General features: G+C 66.0%; 22 protein-coding genes and 1 pseudogene. 9 read left to right on the plus strand and 14 right to left on the minus strand.

Annotation, left to right across the window (positions count from 1 at the left end; genetic code table 11):
* The first annotated feature begins 23 nt into the window (after nucleotides 1-23).
* The 4 genes from ACXAJT_RS14560 to ACXAJT_RS14575 all read left to right on the plus strand — a co-directional run bounded on the left by ACXAJT_RS14560 (nucleotide 24) and on the right by ACXAJT_RS14575 (nucleotide 3,825).
* Nucleotides 24-704: a GntR family transcriptional regulator gene (locus ACXAJT_RS14560; protein ID WP_475236361.1), complete on the plus strand. Its 681-nt coding sequence runs from the start codon at nucleotides 24-26 to the stop codon at nucleotides 702-704.
* Nucleotides 701-2,095, plus strand: coding sequence for an FAD-dependent tricarballylate dehydrogenase TcuA (gene tcuA / locus ACXAJT_RS14565; RefSeq protein ID WP_475236362.1), 1,395 nt, complete (start codon nucleotides 701-703; stop codon nucleotides 2,093-2,095). The genes ACXAJT_RS14560 and tcuA overlap by 4 nt, the downstream gene beginning before the upstream one ends.
* The gene (gene tcuB / locus ACXAJT_RS14570; protein WP_475236363.1) at nucleotides 2,085-3,146 is read left to right on the plus strand and encodes a tricarballylate utilization 4Fe-4S protein TcuB; all 1,062 of its coding nucleotides are present in this window, start codon (nucleotides 2,085-2,087) and stop codon (nucleotides 3,144-3,146) included. Before tcuA ends, tcuB begins: the two co-directional genes overlap by 11 nt.
* A gap of 484 nt (nucleotides 3,147-3,630) precedes the next feature.
* Nucleotides 3,631-3,825 (plus strand): MHC class I heavy chain, encoded by a 195-nt coding sequence (locus tag ACXAJT_RS14575; RefSeq protein WP_475236365.1) that lies wholly within the window; start codon nucleotides 3,631-3,633, stop codon nucleotides 3,823-3,825.
* Between the two features lie 30 nt (nucleotides 3,826-3,855).
* Here ACXAJT_RS14575 and ACXAJT_RS14580 read toward each other — a convergent pair whose 3' ends face one another.
* Entirely contained in the window at nucleotides 3,856-4,038 is a 183-nt protein-coding gene (locus ACXAJT_RS14580) for a hypothetical protein (protein ID WP_475236366.1), read from the minus strand.
* An 18-nt stretch (nucleotides 4,039-4,056) separates the two neighbouring features.
* Between ACXAJT_RS14580 and ACXAJT_RS14585 the strand changes: the two genes are divergently transcribed.
* Nucleotides 4,057-4,890, plus strand: coding sequence for a LysR family transcriptional regulator (locus tag ACXAJT_RS14585; protein WP_475236367.1), 834 nt, complete (start codon nucleotides 4,057-4,059; stop codon nucleotides 4,888-4,890).
* Nucleotides 4,891-5,123: 233 nt separating this feature from the next.
* Here ACXAJT_RS14585 and ACXAJT_RS14590 read toward each other — a convergent pair.
* Together ACXAJT_RS14590 and ACXAJT_RS14595 are read right to left on the minus strand one after the other, a co-directional pair.
* A pseudogene (locus ACXAJT_RS14590) lies at nucleotides 5,124-5,264 on the minus strand (integrase core domain-containing protein); the annotation flags it as partial.
* Nucleotides 5,265-5,363: 99 nt separating this feature from the next.
* Nucleotides 5,364-6,125, minus strand: coding sequence for an IclR family transcriptional regulator (locus ACXAJT_RS14595; RefSeq protein ID WP_475236368.1), 762 nt, complete (start codon nucleotides 6,123-6,125; stop codon nucleotides 5,364-5,366).
* Nucleotides 6,126-6,281: 156 nt separating this feature from the next.
* Here ACXAJT_RS14595 and ACXAJT_RS14600 point away from each other — a divergent pair, with 156 nt between their 5' ends.
* From ACXAJT_RS14600 to ACXAJT_RS14615, 4 genes are all read left to right on the plus strand, one after another.
* Nucleotides 6,282-7,727 (plus strand): NAD-dependent succinate-semialdehyde dehydrogenase, encoded by a 1,446-nt coding sequence (locus ACXAJT_RS14600; protein WP_475165379.1) that lies wholly within the window; start codon nucleotides 6,282-6,284, stop codon nucleotides 7,725-7,727.
* A 71-nt stretch (nucleotides 7,728-7,798) separates the two neighbouring features.
* Entirely contained in the window at nucleotides 7,799-8,965 is a 1,167-nt protein-coding gene (locus tag ACXAJT_RS14605) for an iron-containing alcohol dehydrogenase (protein ID WP_475236369.1), read from the plus strand.
* 99 nt (nucleotides 8,966-9,064) lie between these two features.
* Nucleotides 9,065-10,444: a hypothetical protein gene (locus ACXAJT_RS14610; RefSeq protein WP_475236370.1), complete on the plus strand. Its 1,380-nt coding sequence runs from the start codon at nucleotides 9,065-9,067 to the stop codon at nucleotides 10,442-10,444.
* Nucleotides 10,445-10,835: 391 nt separating this feature from the next.
* Complete coding sequence (locus tag ACXAJT_RS14615; RefSeq protein ID WP_475165354.1) at nucleotides 10,836-10,967, plus strand: hypothetical protein; 132 nt, start codon at nucleotides 10,836-10,838, stop codon at nucleotides 10,965-10,967.
* A gap of 599 nt (nucleotides 10,968-11,566) precedes the next feature.
* Here the strand turns inward: ACXAJT_RS14615 and ACXAJT_RS14620 are convergent.
* The 11 genes from ACXAJT_RS14620 to ACXAJT_RS14670 form a co-directional block, all read right to left on the minus strand.
* A complete protein-coding gene (locus tag ACXAJT_RS14620) occupies nucleotides 11,567-12,604 on the minus strand; it encodes a zinc-dependent alcohol dehydrogenase family protein (RefSeq protein WP_475236371.1) in 1,038 nt (345 codons plus the stop codon).
* A gap of 195 nt (nucleotides 12,605-12,799) precedes the next feature.
* Nucleotides 12,800-13,822 (minus strand): dipeptidase, encoded by a 1,023-nt coding sequence (locus ACXAJT_RS14625; protein WP_475236505.1) that lies wholly within the window; start codon nucleotides 13,820-13,822, stop codon nucleotides 12,800-12,802.
* Nucleotides 13,823-13,827: 5 nt separating this feature from the next.
* Complete coding sequence (locus ACXAJT_RS14630; protein ID WP_475236372.1) at nucleotides 13,828-14,787, minus strand: isoaspartyl peptidase/L-asparaginase family protein; 960 nt, start codon at nucleotides 14,785-14,787, stop codon at nucleotides 13,828-13,830.
* 72 nt (nucleotides 14,788-14,859) lie between these two features.
* Nucleotides 14,860-16,398 (minus strand): hydantoinase/oxoprolinase N-terminal domain-containing protein, encoded by a 1,539-nt coding sequence (locus ACXAJT_RS14635; protein ID WP_475236373.1) that lies wholly within the window; start codon nucleotides 16,396-16,398, stop codon nucleotides 14,860-14,862.
* On the minus strand, nucleotides 16,395-17,471 hold the full coding sequence (locus tag ACXAJT_RS14640) for a DUF917 domain-containing protein (RefSeq protein WP_475236374.1): 1,077 nt from the start codon (nucleotides 17,469-17,471) through the stop codon (nucleotides 16,395-16,397). The genes ACXAJT_RS14635 and ACXAJT_RS14640 overlap by 4 nt, the downstream gene beginning before the upstream one ends.
* A 75-nt stretch (nucleotides 17,472-17,546) precedes the next feature.
* Entirely contained in the window at nucleotides 17,547-19,139 is a 1,593-nt protein-coding gene (locus ACXAJT_RS14645; protein ID WP_475236375.1) for an ABC transporter substrate-binding protein, read from the minus strand.
* Nucleotides 19,140-19,171: 32 nt separating this feature from the next.
* The gene (locus tag ACXAJT_RS14650; RefSeq protein WP_475236376.1) at nucleotides 19,172-20,302 is read right to left on the minus strand and encodes a DUF917 domain-containing protein; all 1,131 of its coding nucleotides are present in this window, start codon (nucleotides 20,300-20,302) and stop codon (nucleotides 19,172-19,174) included.
* The gene (locus ACXAJT_RS14655; RefSeq protein WP_475236377.1) at nucleotides 20,295-21,869 is read right to left on the minus strand and encodes a hydantoinase/oxoprolinase N-terminal domain-containing protein; all 1,575 of its coding nucleotides are present in this window, start codon (nucleotides 21,867-21,869) and stop codon (nucleotides 20,295-20,297) included. Before ACXAJT_RS14655 ends, ACXAJT_RS14650 begins: the two co-directional genes overlap by 8 nt.
* A gap of 14 nt (nucleotides 21,870-21,883) precedes the next feature.
* Complete coding sequence (locus tag ACXAJT_RS14660; protein WP_475236378.1) at nucleotides 21,884-23,530, minus strand: ATP-binding cassette domain-containing protein; 1,647 nt, start codon at nucleotides 23,528-23,530, stop codon at nucleotides 21,884-21,886.
* A 1-nt stretch (nucleotide 23,531) separates the two neighbouring features.
* On the minus strand, nucleotides 23,532-24,416 hold the full coding sequence (locus ACXAJT_RS14665) for an ABC transporter permease (protein ID WP_475236380.1): 885 nt from the start codon (nucleotides 24,414-24,416) through the stop codon (nucleotides 23,532-23,534).
* Nucleotides 24,416-25,444 (minus strand): ABC transporter permease, encoded by a 1,029-nt coding sequence (locus tag ACXAJT_RS14670; protein WP_475236381.1) that lies wholly within the window; start codon nucleotides 25,442-25,444, stop codon nucleotides 24,416-24,418. The genes ACXAJT_RS14665 and ACXAJT_RS14670 overlap by 1 nt, the downstream gene beginning before the upstream one ends.
* Between the last annotated feature and the right edge of the window lie 41 nt (nucleotides 25,445-25,485).

The following is a 25,485-nucleotide window of genomic DNA, read 5'->3' on the forward strand; positions in this document are numbered from 1 at the left end:
ACTTGTGCGAACAGAGGGCGACCATGACAGCCGACGACGGCACGCCGCAGGGCAACAACGCCTATCTGCGCCTGCTTACGGAACTGCGCGAGGGACGACTGAATCCGGGCGACCGGCTGCGCGAAACCGAATTGGCAGAGCGTCTGGGCATGTCGCGCACCCCGGTGCGCGAGGCCATCCGTCAGCTTGAGGCGGACGGCATCGTCACCCATGTGCCCCGGCAGGGTGCGTGCATCCGGACGCTCGACTACGCTGAGGTCATGGAGCTTTACGAGATGCGCGCTGTGCTCGAAGGCGCCGCCGCGCGGCTTGCGGCGCGGGCGGCCTCGGACATCGAGATCGAGGAACTCGTCGACATGAACCGCCAGATGAAGACGCTTGGCAGCGCGCCAGAGGCGTTCATCCTGAACCGGCAGTTTCATGCCGCGCTGCTGGATGCGGCTAAGAACAGGTTCCTCGCGCGGTCGATCCACGCGCTGAAACGCGCCCTGATGATCCTCGGCCCGACGACCCTGACGGAACCGGACCGGGCCGAGAAGGCGGTGGAAGAGCATTTCGGCGTCCTCGATGCGATCAAGGCGCGCGACGGTGCCTTGGCCGAAGCCGCCATGCGCGCCCACATCGAGGCGGCACAGCGTGTGCGGGTCCGTGCCCTGCGCGCCCGCCCGGTCCACGCACCCAGCTACGATGGAGACCTCCTGTGACCCTAGATCGTCCCGACATCGCCATTATCGGTGGCGGCAATGCGGCGCTTTGTGCGGCCATCACCGCCGCCGAAGCCGGTGCGCGCGTGCTGATCCTTGAAACCGCGCCAAAGCCATATCGTGGCGGCAATTCCCGCCACACCCGCAATTTTCGCTGTATGCACCACGGCCCTCTGGGGCCGCTGGTCGATAGCTACACCGAAGAGGAATACCTTGCCGACCTGATGAAGGTCACAGGCGGCAAGACCGACGAAGTCCTCGCACGGCTGGCCATTCGCTCCTCTGAGGAATGCCTGCCGTGGATGCAGGATCACGGCGTGCGCTTTCAGCCGTCGTTGTCGGGCACGTTGTCGCTGGCCCGCACGAATGCCTTCTTCCTTGGCGGCGGCAAGAGCCTTGTGAATGCCTACTATCGCACCGCCGAACGGCTGGGGGTGCAGGTCGCATACGAGGCCGCTGTCACCCATCTGGATCTCGACGATGATCGCGTGACGCGCATCGACTACACACAGGACGGCAAGAGCCACTCGATTGCGCCAAAATCCGTCGTGGTGGCCTCGGGCGGGTTTCAGGCCGATACCGACTGGCTGGCGCGGGCTTGGGGACCGGCGGCCAAGAACTTCCTCATTCGCGGCACGCCCTACAACCGTGGCGTCGTGCTGGCCGACCTGCTTGAGCAGGGCATCGAACAGGTGGGCGACCCGACGCAATGTCACGCTGTGGCCATCGACGGCCGCGCGCCCAAGTTCGACGGCGGCATCGTCACGCGGCTGGACTGCGTGCCGTTTTCCATCGTGGTGAACAAGGACGCGCAACGGTTCTATGACGAGGGCGAGGATGTCTGGCCCAAGCGCTACGCCATCTGGGGGCGCCTTGTCGCGGCGCAACCCGATCAGGTGGGATACGTCATCATCGACGCCAAGTCTTTAGAATTGTTCATGCCTTCGGTTTTCCCGCCGATCAAGGCCGTCACGCTGCAAGAGCTGGCGGGCAAGATGGGCCTGCCCGCCGATGCGCTGGTGCAGACCGTGGCCGAGTTCAACAACAGCTGCGGCGACACGTCCGGGTTTCACCCGACCGAGCTGGATGGCGTTTCGACCACCGGCCTCAACCCGCCCAAGACCAACTGGGCCCGCCCGATCACCGAGCCGCCGTTCTACGGCTACTCACTGCGCACGGGCGTGACCTTTACCTATCTCGGGCTGAGAGTGGACGACCGCGCGCAATGCGCCATTGGCAACCGTCCGGTGGCCAACCTTTGGGCCGCCGGGGAAACCATGGCCGGTTCGATCCTTGGCCAAGGCTATCTTGCCGGGTTCGGCATGACCATCGGAACCGTCTTCGGACGCATCGCAGGCAAGGAGGCCGCCGCCCATGCAAATGCAACCTGATCTGCTGCAGGAGGCCCGTCGTCAGGCCGAGATCTGCAACGCCTGCCGCTACTGCGAAGGCTATTGTTCGGTCTTCCCGGCGCTGCATGCCGAACGCGCCTTTGCCGATGGGGATCTGGCGCAGCTGGCCAATCTTTGTCACAACTGCCGGGGCTGCTACTATGCCTGCCAATATACGGCCCCGCACGAGTTTGACCTGAACCTGCCACAGGCATTGGCCAATGTGCGGCAAGACAGCTGGGAAGAGCTCGCCTTTCCACGCGCCGCCGGCAAGGCGTTCCAGAAGAATGGCGCGCTGATTGCACTGGTGACGGTGATGGGCTTTGCCCTGCTGTTCTGGGCCGCGCGTGCGCTGGCCCCGGTGGGCGGAGAAGGGTTCTACGCCGTACTGCCCCACAATGCGATGGCTGCTATCTTCCTACCTGCCTTCCTGTTTCCGCTGGTCAGTATCGGCGTCAGCTTGCGTCGTTACTGGCGGCATGTCGGGGCAGGGCCGTTGCGTCCCGCCCAGGTTCTCGCGGCCTTGCGCAGCGCGGCGCAGATGAAGAATCTGAAGGGCGGGCACGGCGACGGCTGCAATTTCGAGCACGAAGACCGGTTCACGCACGCCAGACGCGCCGTGCATCAGGCGGTGATGTACGGCTTCCTTCTGTGTTTCGCCGCGACCAGTGTCGCTACGATCATGCACTACGTGTTCGACATGCCCGCGCCCTATGGGCTGTTCTCCCCGCCGAAACTGTTGGGGATCACGGGCGGGCTGCTGCTGACGATCGGCTGCGTCGAGATGATCCGGCTGAAACTGCGTGCGGATCGCCACCTTGGTACGGTACTGGCTTTCGGCGGCGAAATCGCTTTTATCGGGTTGCTGGGTTTCGTGGCCTTCAGTGGGCTGGCGCTCTATGCGCTTGGCCAGACGCCTGCGGTGCCGGCACTGCTGGTGCTGCACCTCGGCGCCGTGCTCGCCTTTTTCCTGCTGACGCCCTTCACCAAGATGGCGCATGGCTTCTATCGCCTGGCCGCTCTGACGGTTGACGCACAGCGCAAAAGTTAAGGTGGCTCGGAACTCGGTGTGATGGCTCCGGGCGACGCGGTAGGATGCCTGCCGCCCGGGTCGTATCAGGCCGAATGTATCTCCAGCGCTGCCCCATCGTATTTCTGTCAAAGCAACCTCTGCCAGAACATGAGCCACGTCTGTCCGTGCGGCGTCTTTCGCCAGACCGACGCGGCGCATGACCCTTTGGCGCTCCACCTTTTCCGTCATTTCGGATTATGCAGGGCCAAGCTGGCCGCGGCAACCTCCTGCACGATTAACATAATTATCCTTACGCGATAAAGAACAAATAGCGAACATGTGACTTGCCGTGTCTGAGTTCGGGCATCTATCTACACAACAAGTCTCAGGCAGAAGCTAGCGCAATCTGCTTGAGGTTGAAATCTCCCCTTGCCGAGACCGGCGCTATCGCCGACGGTGGAAGAAAGCAGAACACTGCAGCAGACAAGACATCGAGCGGAGGCACCCTGCGCTGGAGGAAGACATGTCAGCCGAATGGACCAACATTCAGATCATGGAGTGCGAGGACTCGATCGGCCGCGCCGTCACTGTGTTCAGGCAATCTGATGGAACTCACCAACGCTACGTGCTCGGCAACGGGCGCAAGGTCGAGGCGAACGCGGACGGCACCTTCGTCATCCCGGACTTCGCCACGGAATTGCGGGTCATGGGCATCTAGCACGGTCTGCAGCGCGGGTCTGAAGCAAGGCTAGCCAGCTAGCTTTTTCCGGGTTCGTGCTGCGAGGCCGTGCATGACCTTCTCGAAATCGCCCTCAGCAAAACGTGCGACCCCATTGTGGGCGGCGCAGACGGACTTCGTGCCGCGCCATCGCGCCCCAATTTCCTCGAGCCAGCGGCAGAACTTTTCTTCTGCACCGTCTTCCACATTCATTGCCGCCCCTAGCGTGGGATGCAGGATAAGCCGCGGCACGTACCCCCGCAGAGCTCCTGGCACAGGAAGAACATTCAGCGCGCCGCAGAGCTGCTGCACCGCACTACGCGCAAAGTGTCGCTGTCGCAGGAAGGGGCCGCATTTCTGCCCTACGCGCGCGAAATCCTCGCGCAATCAGAGGCCGCTCGCGCCGCCCTTGGCCTAAATGCGAAACGCCCCACGGGGACGCTGCGCTTTGCCGCGCCGAGCAGCTTTGCACAGCTGCACATCATGCCGCTTCTGCCCGCATTTCACGCGGGATATCCGGACATCACACTGGATCTGCGGCTGTCCGACACCCGCATGGACCTGATCGAAGGCAGCTTTGATCTGGCCCTGCGCAGCGCACCCTTGCAGGACAGTAGCTTGCGGGGTCGCAAACTTGGCGACGACACCCGCGTTCTTTGCGCCGCGCCGGAGTATCTTGGGCGGCATGGCACGCCAATGACGCCGGAAGATCTGGACGGCCACGACCTGCTGTACTGGGGCAGCACCGCCCCCCGTGACCTGCTTGCCGGGACCCGTCGCTTTACGCTCGATCCGGCCCGCATGATCTGCCGCACGATCCTCGATGACGGAACGGCACAGCGCATTGCCACGTTGGCCGGCGGCGGGATCTCGATCAACTCGCTCTGGAGCGTTTCCCACGATATCCGCGCGGGGCGGTTGGAACATCTGTTGCCCGACTGGCGGCTTGCCGATGCGTCGGTGCTGTGGCTGATCTATCCCCGGTCCAACGTCCTGACACCGAAGGTGCGAGTGTTCATGGACTTTCTGCTGGCACGGTTGACACCAGCGCCTTGGCTGCCGTGACGGCGGCCTGATCATGCAGGGGCCACGCCTGGGTCAGTCCCTCGAGGATCAGCAACAGCGTCACCTCATGGCCTGTCAGTCCGGTCGCATTCGCTGTCCGCTGAGCGACTGGAGTGCGCCCCTGCCGATGGACATTCTTAGGCGGCGGTTTTGACCGTGGCGCGGGCATGGCGATCTTAGAACTGTACAGGGCTAAGATCGCCCAAGGCTAAATGCAGGCGGCGGTTGTTTTAAGCCTTGATAAACCGGGGCAGGCCGGTGGCGACGTCGTCGAACGACTCATACTCCGTAAGGTAAGCGTCCTCCACCTTCAGTGTCTTCATTAAGCTCTCGGCCTTTGCGTTATCGTACGGGTTGCCGCGGCGGCTCATAGACGCGAAGGAGCCCAGTTCGGCAAAAATTGGAGTGCGCCCCTGCGGATGGACAGCAAGGATGCCAGACAGGGGCAGGACGCCGGGACCTGATCTGCCCTCTCAGCCCGTGTAATGCAGCGCCAGTGCGTTGGCGATTTCGCGCACCGTCCGGCCCAGGTCGTCCTGCGAGCCCTGGCGGGCCTCGGCGCTGGTCATCGAGATGGCGATGCCCGCCACCGGAAGGCCACCTGGCCCCAGGATCGGGGCACCGAGGCAGACCATGCCCTCCCGGATTTCGCCATTGTCGATCGCGTAGCCCTTGGCACGCCAGGTCTCGATGTCGGCTTCGAAATGGTCGCGGTCGGGGACGCTGTTCGTTGTGAAGCCCTGCGGCCAGGCGCCCGACAGGACCTCCGCGCGCTCCTCGGGCGAGACGTAGGACAGCATCGCCTTGCCCGTCGCGGAATAGACCGCAGGCAGGCGCATTCCGATCTGGAAGGTGAAGCCCAGCGGCTTGTCGGAGTTGCGGCAGGCCAGGTAGACCACCTGGTCCGCCTCTAGCGACGACAGGGTCACGGTGTAGTCCGCCAGCCGCCGGTCCACCGCCAAGGCCCGCTGAAATTCCGACACCAGGGACGACCGCTGCAGGTAGGCGCCGCTCCACCTCAGGCAGTGGGAGCCCAGACTGTACCCGCGCGAATCGTAATGCAGCACCCCGGTCGCCACGAGCGATTCGCAGATGCCGTAGACCGAGCTTTTCGGGGCGCCGACTTCTCGCGCCAACTCGGACACGCCCACCGGCCCGGCCTTGGCCGCAAAGCAATCCAGCAGCTGAACCGCCCTCTCTACTGCCGGCGCGCGACGCTTCGCATTCTCTGTCATTTCAATTTTCTCCGCCGTTAGCGCCAAAGAAGGTTGCCTGGGCTTCGTTTGAATGTATACGGTTGCATCCGTTCCATACTGCAACCAGCGTTCCATATATGAAACAATGGCAATTGAGCAGTCAAGTTCGAATACGTCGTGGAGGAGGAGTTCCCGATGCCCAAGCTCAATGATCCCACCCTGCTGAAGGCAGCCTGCCTGGTCGATGGCCAGTGGGTCCAGGCGGCCTCCGGCGAGATGGCGGAGGTCACCAACCCCGCCGATGGATCCATGGTCAGCAGCGTGCCCTACATGGACCCTTCAGAAATTCCGGCGGTGATCGAAGCCTCGGCCCGCGCGCAGAAGGCCTGGGCCGGCTGGGCCGCCAAGGACCGCGCCGCCGTGCTGCGCCGCTGGTTCGAGCTGATGATCGCGAACACCGACGACCTGGGCCTGATCATGACGCTGGAACAGGGCAAGCCCCTGGCGGAGGCAAAGGGCGAGATCGCCTATGCCGCCAGCTTTATCGAGTGGTTCGCCGAAGAGGCCAAGCGCGTCTACGGCGACACGATCCCCGCGCCCAAGGCCAACCAGCGCATCACCGTCCTGCGCCAGCCGATCGGTGTGACCGCCGCGATCACCCCCTGGAACTTCCCCGCCGCGATGATCACCCGCAAGGCCGCGCCGGCCCTGGCGGCTGGTTGCTCAATGATTGTGCGCCCTGCCGACCTGACCCCGCTGACCGCCCTCGCCCTGGGCGAGCTGGCGCAGCGCGCGGGCATCCCCGACGGCGTCTTCCAGGTGGTGACCGGCAAGGCCTCCACCATCGGCAAGGTGATCACCGACAGCGACACCGTGCGCAAACTGTCCTTCACCGGCTCGACCGAAGTGGGCCGACTGCTGATGGCGCAATGCGCCGACACCATCAAGAAGGTCAGCCTTGAGCTGGGCGGCAACGCGCCCTTTATCGTCTTCGACGACGCCGACCTGGATGCGGCAGTCGAAGGCGCCATGGCCTCGAAGTACCGCAACGCGGGCCAGACCTGCGTCTGCGCCAACCGCATCCTGGTGCAGCGCGGCGTCTACGATGCCTTCGCCGCCAAGCTGGCCGAGAAGGTCGCGGCGCTGAAGGTCGGGGACGGCACCGCCGAGGGTACAGAGATCGGCCCGATGATCGAGCCCAAGGCGCTGGACAAGGTCGAGGACCACATCAACGACGCCGTGGCCAAGGGCGCCACGCTGATCCAGGGCGGCAAGCGCCTGGGCGGGCTGTTCTTCGAACCGGCGATCCTGACCGGCGTCACGGCCGAGATGAAGGTCGCCACCGAAGAGACCTTCGGCCCGCTGGCCCCGCTTTTCGCCTTCGACACCGAAGACGAGGCCATCGCCATGGCCAACGACACGATCTTCGGCCTGGCCGCCTATTTCTACACCCGTGATTTCGCCCGTACCGTGCGCGTCTCGGAGGGGCTGGAATACGGCATGGTCGGCCATAACACCGGCCTGATCTCGAACGAGGTGGCGCCCTTCGGCGGCGTCAAGCAGTCGGGCCTTGGCCGCGAAGGGTCCAAGTACGGAATCGAGGACTACCTAGAGCTGAAGTACCTCTGCAGCGCGCTGTAAGCGTCGCCCGTCCCCCTGCCCTCCTGATGCGGGCGGAGGACCGTGAAATCATCACTCCAAGGACAAGTTCAATGACCGATGGTATCAAACCCTTCTCCTTCGACACGCCCGGTTCGCTGCTGGTGGAATGGGGTGGCGCGAAACGCCTGGGCGCGCTGATGGGCGACTGGTTCGTCGAGCGGAACCTGCTGATCGTGACCGATAAGTTCCTGCACGAGAACCGGCTTCTCGACCCGGCCAAGGCCTCGCTGGCCGAGGCGGGCTTCAGCGTCACCGTCTTCGACGACGTGGTCGCGGATCCGCCCGAAGCGGTGCTGATGTCCTGTGTCGAACAGGGTAAGGCCGCAGGCGCCGATGTGGTGTTAGGGCTGGGCGGCGGGTCCTCCATGGATATCGCCAAGCTGGTGGCCGTGATGCTCAGCTCGGACCAGCCGCTGTCCAAGATGTACGGCATCGGCAACGTGCAGGGCAAACGCGCGCCGCTGGTGCAGGTCCCCACCACCGCCGGCACCGGCTCGGAGGTGACCAACATCACCATCCTGACCACCGGCGAGACCACCAAGATGGGGATCGTGTCGCATCAGCTTTATGCCGACCGCGTGCTGCTGGATGCAGAGCTGACCGTGGGCCTGCCGCCGGCGCAGACCGCCGCCACCGGCATCGACGCCATGGTCCATGCGATCGAGGCCTTCACCGGCCAGCACAAGAAGAACATGATGTCGGATGTCTTCGCCAAGGAAGCCCTGCGGCTGATGACGGCGAACCTGATCACCGCTTGCGAAGACGGCCAGAACCGCGCCGCCCGCGAAGCGATGCTACTGGGCGCGACGCTGGCGGGCCAGGCCTTCGCCAACAGCCCCGTCGGCGCCGTGCATGCCCTAGCCTATCCGCTGGGCGGCCACTACCACCTGCCCCACGGCCTGACCAACGCCCTGATGCTGGGCCCGGTCCTGCGCTACAACATGACCGCCGCGGCCGCGCTGTACGCAGACCTGGCCGACGTGGTAATCGGCCCCTCGGACGAGGGCACCCAGGCGCGCTCGGCCAATTTCGTGAACTTCATGCAGGACCTGATGGACCGCTCCGGCGCGCCCCTGAAGCTGCGTGACGTGAAGGTTCCCGAAGAGGATCTGCCGATGCTGGCGCGCGACGCCATGCTGCAGACCCGCCTTCTGATCAACAACCCCGTCGAGGTGACGGAGGAGGATGCGCTCGCGTTGTACCGCGAGGCATTCTGACCCTCAGCACATAGGCGCTCCCATGCATCGCAGGTGGAGCGCCTGCCAAACTCATGCCCTAGGAGGGAGGGGCAGACTGCGTCAAGCGAGGAGAGATAAGTGAGACAAGAACGTATCGACGGGCAGGAAACGCCCTATTGGGGCGCGGGTCCGTTCAAGATTCGCCTGCCCTTCCTGCACTACCGTTTCGAATGGCCGGACTATTTCCAGGGCCTGCTGATGTGCGCCGTCGACCTGGCCGCCATTCCGCTGATGGTCGAGCTGCTGGGCATGCCCTTCGAGGTCGCCCTGGCCGTCGTCATGATGAACGGCGTACTGTACCTGATGCACCACCTGCTGGGCGACCCGGTGGTGCCCGGCTGGATCACCCCCGCCATTCCGCTGCTCATGGCCTATTGCGCCTCCTTCCCGGAAGGGCCGGAGCGGGTGCATGCGTTGATCTCGTTCCAGTTGCTGCTTGGGGTCTTCTCGATCTTCATCGGCGCCTCGGGGCTGGCACACAAGGTAGTTGCGGCCATTCCACAGGCGATCAAGTCCGGTGTCATCATCGGTGCGGGCATCGCGGCCGTGATCTCGGTCTTCAAGGTCGGCGGCCGGTTCGACAGCTTCCCCTTCACCATCACCATCGCCGTGGGCATCGCTTTCTACGTCATCTTCTCGCGCCACTTCGCCAAGCTGAAGCGCGAGGTCGCGCTGTTCGGCATGATCGGCAAGCTGGGGATCTTCCCCATCGTGGCCCTGGCCATCGTCGTCGCGCCGATCTTCGGCGAAGCGCCCTGGCCGGATCTTGAGTGGGGCATCTCGAAGCCCGACTTCTCCACGCTCTTTGCGGAATACACCGTCTTCGGCCTGGGTCTGCCGCCGCTGTCGATGTTCCTCACCGCCATCCCCACGGTGCTGGCGGCCTACATCGTCCTCTTCGGTGACGTGCTGCAATCCAAGGCCATCCTGGAAGAAGCCGACGCCGAGCGTACCGACGAGAAGATCGACTACTCGCCTGACCGGGCCCACATGATCTTCGGCGCGCGGAACTCGATCATGTCCATCGTCGGGCCCGACGTCGCCATGTGCGGCCCGCTGTGGTCGGCCATGCACGTGGTCATCGTCGAGCGCTTTACCCAGGGCAAGAAGACCATGGACTCGATCTTCGGTGGCGCGGGCTCGTTCCGCTGGGGCACCAACACCGGTCTGCTGCTGATGCCGATCGTCACGCTGGTGCAACCGATCCTGGGAATCGCCCTGGCGCTTACGCTGCTGATCCAGGGCTATGTCTCGGTCCGCATCGGGGTGATGGAAGCCCGCTCGCAGCGTGACCTGGGCATCGCGGGCATCGTGGCCGCCGTCCTGGCGACCCGTGGCGCCGCCTGGGCCTTCGCCGTCGGCGTGGTGCTCTGCCTGTTGGTCTACGGTCGCGACTTCTTCCGCGGCGAGACCGACCGGACCTTCGTCAAGGACCAGGCACAAACGCCCGACGCCTGACCAGCCGTAGAGTTCCAGACCTGACCCAAGTGGGGGCCGCACTGTGGCCCCCGTTTTCGTGTCTGCCATCGCGACCCATTAGCAACTGTATCCGCCATGCACCTTGAAGGCCCCATGGTTTACGCGTTTTGCGTGCGACCAGTGTCACGCCGCAATCTCGCCGTCCATTGCCTGCGCTTCCGCGACCTCTCCGAAAACCAATCCCAAAGGATAGGTTCGAGATACCCGCGGGCTGACCCCTCTCCGTCCGCGCTATCGAGTGCCTCCCTTTTCGCCCTGATCTAGCCCGGTGCGGGGCTGCTCCCCCGCGATGCCGCGCGGTATCCATGTTTTCAGAGCGGGACAGCAAGTGACCTGCTCGCAAATCCAGGAAGACCCGGAGGACGACACCATGAGCCAGCTCGAAATCGAACGCGCCGCACAGCAAAAATCCCGCCGCTGGATCCGTGCCCAGGCATTCGAGCTAATCATCGGAGCCGCAGTCCTGGTGACCGTCATCAGCTTCCTGAGCAACGCTGCCTAAGTAGCCACGCAAGCGACAATAGGCGCTTTGCGATGCCTTCCGGCGATGTGGTAGACAGCCCCGCCATCACATCCCCACAGGTTAGGCGTCCCGATAGGACTGTCGGCAGCACCCTCATCCATTCGGGTAATCCCGTTAGTGTCCGAGGATCTTGTGTAATTTCGACGCCACTGACGGTGTGATCCAGGGTCGCCATCGAGGTGAGTTTCGGGGCAGCCCGGCCGATCGCGTTGACTCCAGACATTCATCACAGAGAGGGGGGCACGGGTTGGCGAAATCGCCGGAAGGGCTATCGGCTGCAGAAGCGAGATCCGGAGCGCAGGGCCAACGGCAAGGACACACCCGGCTCCGACGGGTAACCAGCGTGTCGGCCCAAAGCTTCTTCCGCAAGCGTCCACCGTTCTCCTCAAGGTCGCGCTTCTCACGGGCTCAGGGGCCGGCTTGTCGAGCCGCGGACGGATGCTCGGGCGACCTACCTATACTGCCCCGGATTCGCCTAAGCGTCAATCTGTTGCCAAGCCTGTCCTGTGGAAGGGACGTCGACGAGGCTTGCAAACTGCAATGCGCGTAGAGTTCTTTCCCAGTGCAGTCGCTCTATCTCAGAACCGCGTTATGACTGTTGCCCCGGCGGATCGGAACTTGTCCATGCCCATCAGTGCCTCGGGCGCATCGGCAAGGCTGATCTGATCACCCACCAACCGCGCCGGGTCCAACTTGCCGCTGGCGACCATGTCCAGCATCGCGCCATAGCGATGCGCCTGCATCCCGTGGGAGCCGAGCAGCTCGATCTCCTGACCGACGATCTTGGGCATCGGGACAGTCGGCGCTGCGTGCTCGCCGAGCATCAGACCCACCTGCACATGCTTGCCACGCGGGCGCAGGCAGAGGATCGAATTGGTCATGGTCACAGGATGACCGAGCGCATCAAGCGAGACATGCGCGCCGCCGCGCGTGGTCTCGCGGATTGCCTCGGGCACATCCGCCTCGCCACCGTTGATGACAGCCACCGCCCCAAGATCCCTGGCCAGCGCCAGCTTGGCCGGATCGAGATCGACACCGATGACGTTTGCGCCTGCCGCGGCTGCGATCATCACCGCCGATAGGCCGACACCGCCGCAACCATGCACGGCCACCCATTGCCCGGCGCTGACCTTGCCCTGGTCGATCACCGCGCGGAAGGAGGTGGCGAAGCGGCAGCCGAGGCTCGCCGCAGTGGCGAAATCCATGCTCTCGGGAAGCGCCACGAGGTTCAGGTCCGCCTGGTGAATCCCGACATATTCGGCGAAGGACCCCCAATGGGTGAAGCCCGGCTGTTCCTGATGCAGGCACACCTGCTGCTGCCCTGCGTGGCATTCCGAGCAACTGCCGCAGCCGCAGATGAACGGCACGGTCACCTTGTCGCCCACCTTCCAGTTGACGACGTCCTTGCCCACGGCCTCGACCACACCCGCCAGTTCGTGCCCTGGGACATGCGGCAGCTCGATGTCGCTGTCGTGGCCCATCCAGCCATGCCAGTCGCTGCGGCAGACCCCGGTGGCCCTGACCCTGAGCACGACGCCATGCGCTTCCGGCGAAGGGTCGTCCACGGTGACCAGCTTCGGGGGTTCCTGGAATTTCTCGAACAAGACGGCTTTCATCGCAGGGTCTTTCGGCTGTTCACGTTCATTTTTCGGGTGCACGGCGGCATCGGGGAACCCCCGCCTGCCGATCCTGATCCCGCGCGCATGTCTTGCAGCAGATCCGCCGCGACGACCAGTGCTCGCGGCATATCCGCCACCTCTCCGGCAGCGGGCTCCCGATAGGCTTCGGGGCGCGATCACCACGACTGGGGATCACTGCCCCCAGGTGCGTTCCAGCGTCGCGATCCAGTTGCGGTGGGCGATCTTTGCCAGGTCCTCTTCGCCGTAGCCGGCCGCGCGCAGGGCTTCCAGCAGACGCTGCACGCCAGCCACATCCCCCATCTGCCGCGACATGAAGGTGCCGTCGAAATCCGATCCGAGCGCGACGTGGTCGATACCGACGCGCTCGACGAGGTAGTCGATGTGGCGGACCATGACGTCAAAGCCCATCTCGGGATCGCGGATCCCCTCGGGGTGAAGGAAGCGCACGCCGAAGTTCAGCCCGATCAGGCCGCCGGTCTCGCGGATCGCATCGAGTTGCTTGTCCGTGGCATTGCGGCTGTGCGGACAGATCGCGAAGGCGTTCGAATGCGAGGCCACAAGCGGCGCGTCCGAGATGCGCGCGACGTCCCAGAAGCCGGCGTCGTTGAGGTGCGACAGATCGACGAGGATCCCCAGCTCGTTGCAGAGCCGGACCAGATCCTGCCCGGCCGCGGTCAGCCCGCCACCGATGTCGGGCTCACGCCCCATGACGAAAGGCACGCCATGGGCAAAGATGTTCGGCCGACTCCACACCGGGCCCATCGTGCGCAGGCCAGCGGCATGCAGCACGTGCAGCAGGTCGAGGTCTTCGGTCGCGGCCTCGATGCCCTCGATGTGGAACACGGCGGCAAAGCTGCCCTCAGCCATGGCCGCACGGATATCGGCGGCGCTGCGGCAGAGCGTGACCGCCCCGTCCGACTGGCGCACGATGCGATGAAGCAGCGCGGCTTGCGCAATCGTCTGCTGAAGGGCAGTGGCCTGCGGCACGCGCGGCAGGTCGCCGTTCTCGTCCAGCGTCTGATCGCCGGTGCTCACCCAGACCGCGCAGAGCCCGCCAGCGAACTTCGAGGCCTGCGCCCGGGGCAGGTCGATCTGCATGCCCGGCGCGCCGGTGAGGAAGCGGGCTTCGGCTCCGTCACGGGCGCGCAGCAGCTTCGAGAGCACATCGTTGTGGCCGTCGAAGACGGGGACCATCTCGCTCACAGCTGCACCTCGTGGATTTCCTCGTGGGTCGCGACGAAGGCCCGGCCTTCGGGCGTGACCCATCCGCGGAACATGCCAGCGGTGTTGAAGGGCGCGCTGACCTGACCCGAGGCGTCCAGCGCCACCAGCCCCGCACCGATGATCCCGGTGGTCTGCGACGAGCCCGAGAGGTCCACGTGCACCACATGCTCGGCCGCCGTGCGGACGTCTTCCTTGAGGTAGTCAATCCGCGCTGCGATCTCGTGCCCGACCACGTGCCGGATGAAGAACTCGCCCTTGCCGGTACCCGACACGGCGCAGACCCCGTCGCGCGCATAGGTGCCGGCACCGATCACCGGGCTGTCGCCGACGCGGCCGGCGGGCTTGTTGGTGTAGCCCCCGGTCGAGGTGGCCGCCGCGAGGTGCCCGGCCCCATCGAGCGCCACCGCGCCCACGGTGCCGTGCTTCTCGTTCTCGGTCGCCTCGGAGCCGGCAGCCGCATGCGCCTTCATCGCCGCGAGGGCCTCAATGCGCTTCTGCGTGGTGAAATACTCCTGCGGCATGACCTCGAGGCCCGCCGCGGCGGCAAAGTCATCCGCCGCGCCGCCGGTCAGGAACACCGCGCGGCCATCGTCCATCAGCGCGCGGGCGGCGCGCACCGGGTTGCGGATGCCGCGCGCCGCGCTGACTGCGCCCGCCTCAAGCGTGGCACCGTCCATGACCGAGGCATCAAGCTCGTGGATGCCCTCCTCGTTCAGCGCGGCACCGTGCCCGGCGTTGAAATGCGGACTGTCTTCCATGACGACGACGGCCGCCTCCACTGCGGCGACCGCAGAGCCGCCTTCCGTCAGTTCCGCCCAGCCCGCGGCGAGCGCGCGCGCCAGGTCCTGCCGAGCCTCGGCCCAGTCTTCCGCGCTCATGCTGTCGAGGGGCAGCACGCCGCAGCCCCCGTGAATGGCCAGTGCAATCGTCGTCATAGTCGTCTTCCTGTCTTCATGCAGAGCCGCCCGGGCATCATCGCCGGGGCGGCTCAATCTTCAGCCTAGGCGTCAGCCAAAGGAGATATCACCGATCACCCGCACCCGCACGCGGCGCGCGCCGCCGGGCAGGTAGGCGATGGGAATGTCCTCGATTTCGAGAACCTGCAGGCTCTCTGCATCGGCACCCGCGGCGACCGCCGCGGCCCGCGCCTCGGTCTCCGCCGCCGCCAGCGCCTGCTCGCGGCTCATGTCCGAGAACACTTGGTCGACCTCGCCCGAGACCTGCGCCATCGCCGCGCCGAGCGCATTGGCCACGCCGGCATTCTCGACACGCCGCACCTCGGAGGCACCGGGCACCTCCTCGGGGATCAGGAAGGCGCCGCCGCCGACCGCGATCAGCGGCACGTCCTCGGCAGAGGTCTTCATCTGGTCGAAGTTCTCGGCCACCATGGCGCGCATCCGGGCAAGCGTGTCCTGCACGAAGGTCGGGTCGAGATCACGGACCAGCGACGGATCGCCCATCTCGATCATGCCCGCGGCGACCGCGATGTCAGAGGTGGTCAGCGTCTGGCCGCCGAAGACCCGGGCTTCCTGCAGGATGCGGTAGCCCACAGAGCGCGGGCCGATGGCGCCGGTCTCGGGATCGACCACCGTGCCACCGCCGAGCGCGATGGGCAGCAGGTCGGGCATCCGGAACAGGGTCCGCACGCCGCCGATATGCACGATGTTGTTGGCCTCGCGCGGGAAGCCCCCGATCAGGCAGCCGATGTCCGAGGTCGTGCCGCCGACATCGACCACCATCGCGTCATTCAGCCCGGTCAGGAAAGCCGCCCCGCGCATCGAGTTGGTCGGACCCGAGGCAAAGCTGAACACCGGGTTCGCCGCCGCCACGTCGGCCAGCGCCACGGTGCCGTCGTTCTGGGTCAGGAAGAACGGCGCATCGAGGCCGATCTCGGCGAGCGCCGTCTTGAAGGCCTGCACCGTGGTCCTGCCGAGCGATTGCAGCGAGGCGTTCAGCAGCGCGACGTTCTCGCGTTCCAGCAGACCGATCCGGCCGAGGCTGTTCGACAGGGTGATCCGCGCCTCGGGGATGATCGAGCGCACGATCTCCGCCGCGCGGTCCTCGCATTCCGTGGTCAGCGGCGAGAAGGTCGCCGAGATCGCCACCGAGGTCACCCCGGCGTCCCGGATCTTCATCGCGGCCTCGCGGATCTCGTCCTCGCGCATCGGCACCAGCGGGCTGCCGTCGTATTCGTGCCCGCCATGCACCATGAAGATCATCGGATCGACGGCGCGATAGAGGTCCTCTGGCCAGTCGCACATCGGCGGCAGCGACGCGCCGGTCGGCAATGCGATGCGGATCGCCGCCACGCGTTCGAGCCGGGCGCGTTCGACCACGGCATTGGTGAAATGGGTGGTGCCGATCATCACCGCGTCGAGCGGACGCGGCGTGTCGCCGATATGCGCCGCGACATGCGCGAGCGCCGACTTCACGCCCGACATCACGTCCTGCGTGGTGGGAACCTTGATCGAGGCGGCGATCGTGTCGCCGTCGATCAGCACGGCATCCGTATTGGTGCCGCCAACGTCAATGCCAATACGCTTCATTTGAATACCGATTTGAAGTCAATGTCGTAGCCGAAGGCGCGCGGGCCCACCGCCGCCACGCCCGCGGGCGTCGTGAGGATCTCGGGCGCCGGCAGGGCGACCACGCTGACGCGCTGGCCGTAGCGCACGGACTCGGTGCCGATGGCGCTGCCCGACACGCTGTCGAGCAGGCACAGCAGGTCCGGCGTCATCGCCACCGGCTCGCCATTGCGGAAGGCCACCGCCCATTCGTTCTGGAACGCCAGTTCCAGCGTTGCCCCGCGATCCGCGTCGATGCCCTCGATCACGGTCTTGCCGCGCAGGAAGCCGCCGGTGGTGGTGCGGTCGACGTCGACGATCTTGCCGCGGAAGATCTGCTTGCCCTTGGCGTGGTCGAGCACGGCAGCCACCGGATCGTCGTGACGGGCGCGGGCCTCGAGCACCACGCGGCCCAGTTCGGTCGCCTGGGTGATCGTGTCGTGGATGCCCCAATCCTTGACCTCGCGGCCAGTACGGGGCGCCTTGCATGTCGCCGCGGTCGAGCCCACGGCGGTACAGACCGCGCGCGAGACCTTCTCCATCCATTTCCAGCTTTCGGCGCGGGTGACGATCACCTCGTTGTCGCGCACGTCGACCAGCGACAGCGGGAACATCGACAGCCCGCCGATCGCGAAGGAGGTCATCTGCGCCTCGGGATAGGCGCGGCCCATGCAGTCGGCGTTGACCACCGGACGGCCAAGCAGCGCCGCGGCGAGGAAGGGCGACAGCGCGTTGGCACCGCCGATCTCCAGCGCCATGATCGCACGGAACGGGCGGCCGAGGTAGTCTTCCATCAGCTCGACGGCGCGCGCCATGTGCCGCGGGTCCTTCAGCCGCTCCTGGCCGACCAGCGGTGCCCCCATGCCGGAGACCACCGCGACCATGTCGTCATCCGCCAGCTCGCTGGGCTGCAGGACCTGGACCCGCGCGCCCTCGGCGTAGAGGCGGCGGAGGTTCAGCGTTGAAAGATAGGGGTTGCCGCCGCCGCCCGTACCCAGAATCCACGCGCCGGTGGCGAGGGATTCAATATTTTCTTCGGGAAATTCCTGGAGCATCTGTCCACCTTCGGCCTTGCTTGTGCCGGCCCCGCACGCTGCGGGACCGGACTGTTTCAACGGGATCGCGACCGATCAGTTCGAAGGGCATTCCCAGGTGAAGTGCCAGAAGTTCAGATCCCAGCTCTGCATGGGGCGGAACTCGTAGCCCTGCAGGCAGGCATTGGCCGCGTAGCGGCGCATCGGCGCCACCGCCCAGACCGCGGGCTGCAGGTCATAGATCGACTGCTGCAGCTCCTTGTAGGTCGCGTTGATCTCTTCCGGCTCGGTCTGCGCGCGCGACTGGTCGATCAGCGCGTCGATCTCGGGATCCTGCAGCCATTCCATCGACCACCAGGTGCCCGACGCCTTGGAGTGGTACTGGTTGAAGAACATCGCGTCCGGCGACGGGTAGCTCGGGCTCACGTTCACCTGCGTCGAGGCCGGGGTGGTCTCGGGGTTCGATGCCAGTTCGACGATGCGGTTCCAGGGCTCGGGACGGATGTCGAGCGTGATGCCGATCTGCGCCAGGTTGGCCTGCATCAGCAGCGCCACTTCCTGCTCGAAGGCCAGCGAGGCGACGTAACTGTTGACCAGCGTGATGTCCTCGCCCGCGTATTTGGACAGCGCCAGCTCTTCCTTCGCCTTCTCCAGATCGTAGACACCGGTCGGGATCTCGGTGTTGAACGCGGTCTCGAAGGTGTCCGAGAGCGGGCCGTGCATCGGAACGCCGGGGTAGATGATCTCCTGGATCGTCTCGTAGTCGGTCGCATAGGCGATGGCGCGGCGCACATGCACGTCGTCGGTCGGATAGACCTTGGTGTTCAGCTTGATCTGGAAGCCGCCGGCGGTGCGGGTCTGCAGCAGCTTGTAGCCGGGCATGTTGCCGATGGATTCAAAGGTGTCATTGCCCAGCCCGTGCGAGGAGAGGCCCAGCTCGCCCTTTTCGGCCAGCGCGCGCACCGTGGCGTCGTCCGAGGTCTGCACGAAGCGCACCTCATCGACCGGCGTGCCCTTGTCCCAGCCGAGGAAGTAGTCGGGGTTGCGCGCGATCACCATGTCCGCCGAGCGGTTGTAGCTGACCAGCGCGTAGGGGCCCGAGCCCACCGAGTTGTCGCCGACATAGGCTTCGCCGAGCGCGTCATCCGCCGTCGCATTCGCCTCGACCAGCTTCTGGTTCAGCACCAGCAGGATCGGGGTGGACGCAAGGAAGGGCGAGAACGGGCGGTTCAGCTTGATCTCGACCGTGGTGGCGTCGGGCGCGGTGACGTTCTCCGGCGCGATCAGATCGACGAGCAGGTTCGACGGGCCCTTGTTGATCTTCAGCAGGCGCTGGATCGACCAGACCGCGTCCGAGGCGCTCAGCGCCGAGCCGTCCTGGAAGGTGACGTCGTCACGCAGGTGGAAGGTGTAGGTCAGACCGTCCTCGGAGATGTCCCAGGACTTCGCCAGATGCGGCACGATCTCGCCCGAGGGGGCGACGGTGGTCAGACCGTCGTACATGTTCACCACCGCCATGTAGCCGGTGTAATCGGTGACCTTCGCCGGATCGAGCGAGCTGAAGATCTGCATGGTGTTGACCACGGTCGACACTTTTTCCTGCGCCAGGACGGCGGGTGCGGCACCAAGGCCGAGCACCGCTGCAAGCGCGAGGGCGGACAGCCCGCGTTTCTTTGCCAGAATGGACATTGTTGTACTCCTGTTGGGTTTTCTTCTTGGTCTCAGGCTGCCTGTCCCAGCGGGGCAAGTGGCGCGAAGGGGATCTCGGGGTAGCCGAAGGCGGCGGGGCCCACGACCTCGAGCGCGCGCGCAGAGCGCAGCAGGTCGTGGCAGGGCACGGCGAGCACGGCGATGCGCTGGCCGTAGCGCAGCATCTCGGTGGTGATCGGATAGCCGGTGTCCACGTCCAGCACGATGATCAGGTCGGGCACGGTGACCTCGACCTCGCCCTCGCGGCGGAAGATCAGGAACTCGTTCTGGATCGCGATGCTGGCGGTCTGGCCCTGGAAGCCGTCGAAACCGCCAAGCTCCAGATCGCCGACGGCGAAGCCGCCGCGCAGGTGGCGCTTCAGGTCGGTGATCTTGCCGGTGAACACGTGCCGCCCGCCTTCGAGCGCGCAGACCGTCGCCACCGGATCGTCGCCGTTGCGGCGCGCGTCCAGCACCGCCCGCCCGAGGCGGATCGCCTTGGTATAGCTCTGCGGGATGGCGTTCTGGCGCACGAAGCTCGCCGGCATCGGCGCGGTGGCCAGCATCGCCGCCCCGCCCTGCGCCACCACGCAGGCCCGCGCCATGCGTTCGTGGAACACCTCGGAGACCGCATGCTGGAACACCACCCGGTTGCCGTGCAGGTCGCACATCACCGAAGGCGTCGAGCTGTGCCCGTAGATCGAGAAGGTGGTCATCTGCATCTCGGGGAAGGCCCGGCCCATGCCGTCGCAGTCGAGCACCGGCAGACCGCCGAGCGCCGCCGTCACCAGCGGGTTCATCGAGTTGGAGCCGCCGATCTCTTCGCAGACGATGGCGTCCATCTTGCGCCCGGTCAGCTCTTCCATGCCCTGCAGGCAGCGCAGCCCTTCGAGGCCCTCGCGGATGCGCTCGGTGCCCACCACCGGCGCGCCGATGCCGCCGATGGACATGCACAGCGCATCATCGGCGATCTTGTCGGCGGCGAGGATGGTCATCTTGTGCCCCGCCCGCATCGCCTCGCGGGTCAGCAGCTTGCCCTGGTAGGGGTTGCCGCCGCCGCCGGTGCCGAGGATCCCCGCGCCGACTTCCAGCGCCTCGAGATCGTCGAGTGTCAGCTCCCACAGGTCGGCGGGATCGTAGGTCAGCTCACGGGTATCAGGCATTTTCGACTTCCATTTCTGCGAGGGCACCCATCTCACCCACGACCTTGACGTAGATGCGGGTGGCATTGCCGGGCAGGTAGGCGAGGGGCATGTCCTCGCGCTCGATCACCTCGATGGTTTCGGCGACGGCCCCGGCGGCGATGGCCTGGGCACGGGCTTCCGCCTCGGCCTCGGCCAGCGCGCTGTCGCGGGTGACGCCATCGGTGAGGCTGAAGATGCGGTCGGTCTCGCCCGAGATCTGCGCGATCGCCGCGCCCACCGCGTTGGCCACGGCGAAGTTCTCGGGGCGGATCACCTGCAGATCGCCGATCTGGTCGGGCATCAGCACCGAGCCGCCGCCGACCGCGATCACCGGCACCGGCTCGGCCGAGATGCGGGCACGCTCGACGCAGGTTTCGAACATCTCGGTCATGCGGGTTGCCGCCGCCGCGACCAGCGCGGGATCGAGCGCCGCCAGCAGCGCGGCATCGCCGATCTCGGCCTTGCCGGTGGCCACGGCGATGTCGGTCGCGGTCAGGGTCTGGCCGCCGAAGACCAGCGCCTCCTGACGGACACGGTAACCGACGGACTGCGGGCCGATCACCACGCCCTCGGGCGTGCCTTTCACCAGCGAGCCGCCGCCGAGGCCGATGGAGAACACATCGGGCATGCGGAAGTTCGTGCGGACCCCGCCGATGTCCACCGAAGTGGAGGCCTGCCGCGGGAAGCCGTGCGACAATGCGCCGACGTCCGAGGTGGTGCCGCCCACGTCGACCACGATCGCCTCCTTGAGGCCGGTCAGGAAGGCCGCGCCGCGCATCGAGTTGGTGGGGCCAGAGGCAAAGGTCAGCACCGGGAAGGCGCGCACCGTGTCGGCGGCCATCAGCGTGCCGTCGTTCTGGGTGATGAAGAACGGCGCCTTCACGCCCGCCTGCTCCAGCGCCTGCCCGAAGGCCTGCACCGTCTTGTCCGCCAGCCGCAGCAGCGAGGCATTCATGATCGCCGCGCTTTCCCGCGCCAGCAGCCCGTGGCGGCCGATATCGCGCGACAGCACGACGCTGAGACCCGGGCATTCCTCGAGCAGGATGTCGCGGGTGCGCAGCTCCATCGCATCGTTCACGCCCGAGAAGACGCCGGTGACCGAGGCCGCCCGGATGCCCTTCTCGCGGATTTCACCGGCGATGCGGCGGATCTCGTCCTCATCGAGCGGCGACAGCACACGGCCGTCGAATTCGTAGCCGCCCTTCACCTGATAGCCGTGGTTGCCGACCATCTCGCGGATGTCCTCGGGCCAGTCGACCATCGGCGGCAGGCCCGCGCCCGAAGGCAGGCCGAGGCGGATGGCGGCCACCGGGTCGAGGTGGCGGCGCTCGATCACCGCATTGGTGAAATGCGTGGTGCCGATCATCACCGCGCCGATGCGGGCGCGGTCGATCCCCGAGGCGGCGATCACCTGCTCCAGCGCCTCGAACACGCCCGAGGTCACATCCTCGGTGGTCGAAGCCTTGATCCCGGCGAGCACCTCATTGCCCTTCAGCACGACGGCATCGGTATTCGTGCCGCCTACGTCAATTCCTACGCGATACACCAAAGGCTCCTTCATCAATCAGTGGTTTGCACAAGGAAGGCTGCACGCTCTTCCGGGCTGACCGCGGGCTTGTGGCGTTCCTCCTCGTCGGTGACGACCGGGATCGCCGCGATCAGCGCGCGGGTATAGGGGTGTTTGGGGTCGGCGAAGATCTCGGGCGTGGCGCCTTCCTCGACGATCTCGCCGCGCAGCATGATCGCGAGGCGCGAGCAGAAATTGCGCATCAGCGACAGGTCGTGCGAGATCATGAAGTAGGTCAGCCCCAGCTCTTCGCGCAGCTGCAGCAGCAGCTCGATCACCGTCTTCTGCACCGACACGTCGAGCGCCGCAGTCGGCTCGTCGAGGATCAGCACCTTGGGATCGGCGGCCAGCGCACGGGCGATGGCGACGCGCTGCTTCTGCCCGCCCGACAGCTCGTGCGGGTACTTCGCGAGATAGGACACCGGCAGGCGCACCAGCTCCATCAGCTCGGCCATGCGCGCGTCGCGCGCTGCGCCGCTCAGCCCGGCGTATTTCAGCGGCAGGCCGAGGCTCTGCTTCACCGTCCGCTTGGGGTTCAGCGAGGTGCCGGGGTTCTGATAGACGATCTGCGCCAGCGGCCGGCCGGGGTTGGGCGTGCCATCCACCGAGACGCTGCCGGAGGTGGGGCGCGACAGCCCCATCATCATCCGCGCCACGGTGGTCTTGCCCGATCCCGACTCCCCCGCGAGACCGAAGATCTCGCCCTCGCGCAGGGTGATCGTCACGTCCTTGACCGCGGTGAAGCGGTTGCCGCTGCGGCCGAACTGCTTGCCGAGCCCGGTTGCGCTGACGATGGGCGCCTGCGCGCTGATCTGCTGGGTCTGCACCCGCGGCCCGTAAAGCGGCGGCACCGCGTCGAGCAGGCCGATGGTGTACGCGTGCTCGGGGGACGCGAGGATCTTCTCGCAGGGGCCGGCTTCGACGATATCGCCGTGGCGCATCACCACGACGCGGTCCGCCACCTTGCGCACCACCCCGAGGTTGTGGGTGATCATCAGCAGCGCCATGCCCTCTTCGGCCACCAGCGTGTTGATCAGGTTGAGGATTTCGTCCTGCGTGGTGACGTCGAGCGCCGTGCCCGGCTCGTCGGCGATCAGCAGCTTCGGCTGGTGCAGCAGCGCCAGACCGATGAGCACGCGCTGGCGCATGCCGCCCGACAGCTCCGACGGATAGGCGTTCATCACCCGGTCGGGGTCGGCCAGCTGCACGCGGCGCAGCACCGCGGCGATGCGGGCGCGCCGGTCGGCGCGGCTCGATTTCACGCCCTCGCGGCGGTCGGCGAAGCGCAGCACGTCGTCGAGGTGGGTGCCGATCTTGAACACCGGATTGAACGACGACAGCGGGTCCTGCATGATCAGCGAGAAAGCCGAGCCCTTCAGCGCATCGCGCGCGCCGCGCGGCAGGTCGAGCACGTTGCGGCCCTCGACCTCGATGCGCCCGGCGCTGACCGTGGCATTGCGCGGCAACGTGCCGAGGATCGCCTTGGCAGTCACGGATTTGCCCGAGCCGGTCTCGCCGATCAGCGCCACGCGCTCACCCGCACCCACCGTGAAGGAGATGTCGCGCAGAACCTGCCGGGTCTGGCCGTAGGAGGTGAAGAGGACGTCGAGTCCCTCGACTTTCAGAAGTGCGTCGCTCATCTCAGCCCTCCATATCGAACATGTCGCGCAGACCGTCGCCCAGCAGGTTGAAGCCCAGCGTGACGTAGAGAATGACAGCCCCCGGGCACAGCACCTCCCACCAGAAGTCGGGCATGAACTGCCGCCCGTCGGCGACCATCGAGCCAAGGTCCGGGGTCGGCGGTTTCACCCCGAAGCCGAGGAAGCTCAGCGTCGCGCCGAAGAGAATCACGAAGGCCGCATCCAGCGTCGTCTTGACCGAGATCACCGACACGCAGTTGGGCAGGATCTCGCGGAAGAGGATGTGCATCGGGCCGGCCCCGGCGATGCGGGCGGCCTCGATGAAGTCCTCGGAGGCCACCGATTTCGACACCGCGTAGATCAGCCGTGCGTGCCAGGTCCACCACAGCAGGGTGATGGCGATCATCGCGTTCATCAGTGTCGGCTCCAGCAGGTTCGACACGGCCAGCGCCATCACCAGCGGTGGCATCGCCAGCATGACGTTGGTGAGCCCGGTGATGATCCGCTCGGTCCAGCCGCCGAAGTAGCCGGCAGCAAGTCCGAGCACCGTGCCGATCGGCACCGAGATCCCGAGCACGCCGATCACCAGCAGCAGCGAGATGCGCAGCCCAAAGACGGCGCGCGAGAAGATGTCGCGCCCGACCTTGTCGGTGCCGAACCAATGGGTGGCATCCGGCGGCAGGTGGCGGGCGCGGAAGTTCACCACCGCGCCCACATCCTCGGGCTTCGGGGTGATGTAGGGCGCGAGGATCGCGAAGATCACCGCCGAGAGCACGATCAGGCTGCCGATCACCGCCGCGGGATTGCGGTTGAAGCGGTACCACATCATGTAGCTTGCGCTCAGGTCCTTGTTCGCTCCGTCCAGAGCCATCTTAACCTCGGCCATCAGCGGGCCTCCTTTCGGCGCATGCGGGGATCGATGATGGCGATCAGCACATCGACGATCAGGTTGGCGACGATGAAGAACAGGCCCGACACCAGCACCACGGCGGTGACCGCGTTCAGGTCCTTCTGCAGGATCGCGTTGAGCCCGTAGGAGGCGAAGCCGCCCCAGGAGAAGACCATTTCGATGACGAAGGCATTGCCGATCAGCGAGGCGAACTCGAGCCCCATGATGGTCAGCGGCGCGATCGACGACAGCTTCAGCAGGTAGCGGAAGATGATCACCCGCTCGGGCACGCCGAAGCTCTGCAGCGTGAGCACGTGATCCTTGCGGCGGTTCTCGAGCATCGCCGAGCGGGTGATGCGGGTGATCTGCCCGATCCCGGCCATCGACAGCGCAACCGCCGGCAGCGCGAGGTGCTGCAGCGCCGAGACGAAGACGTCCATCCGCCCGGCGAGCAGCGAATCCACCAGCATCAGCCCGGTCGGGCCGCCGGCAAAGCCAAGGCCGTGATCCATCCGCCCGATGATCGGCCAGTCGCCGAAGTAGCGCGCCGCAAGCAGCTGCAGCGAGATGGCAAAGAGAAAGCTCGGGATGGTCACCCCGACGAGCGAGAACAACCGTCCGACGTGATCGACCCAGCGGTCGCGGAAATGCGCCGTCATGACGCCGAGCGGGATGGCCACGGCGAACATGATGATCACCGCCACCAGCACCAGTTCCACCGTCGCCGGCACCGTCTGGCCAAGGTCCGCCGTCACCGGGCGCTGCGACAGCAGCGACATGCCGAGATCGCCCTGCAGGGCGCGCGCCATGTACGAGACGTATTGCACCGGCAGGGAGTCATCGAGCCCCATCTCGGTCCGCAGCGCGCTGACCTGCTCCGGTGTGGCGGTGGGGCCCAGTGCCATGCGGGCGGGGTCGCCCGGCACCACGCGGGCCAGCACGAAAATCATGATCGAGAGCACGACCATCACCAGCACGAAGGTGCCGAGACGTGTCAGGATCGCTAAGAACGGGTTTTGCTGCATCAGCCGGAAACCTCCCGGTTGGTCTCTTTCGGGGGACTATT

Source organism: Salipiger sp. ABF4_146, from assembly GCF_056161345.1.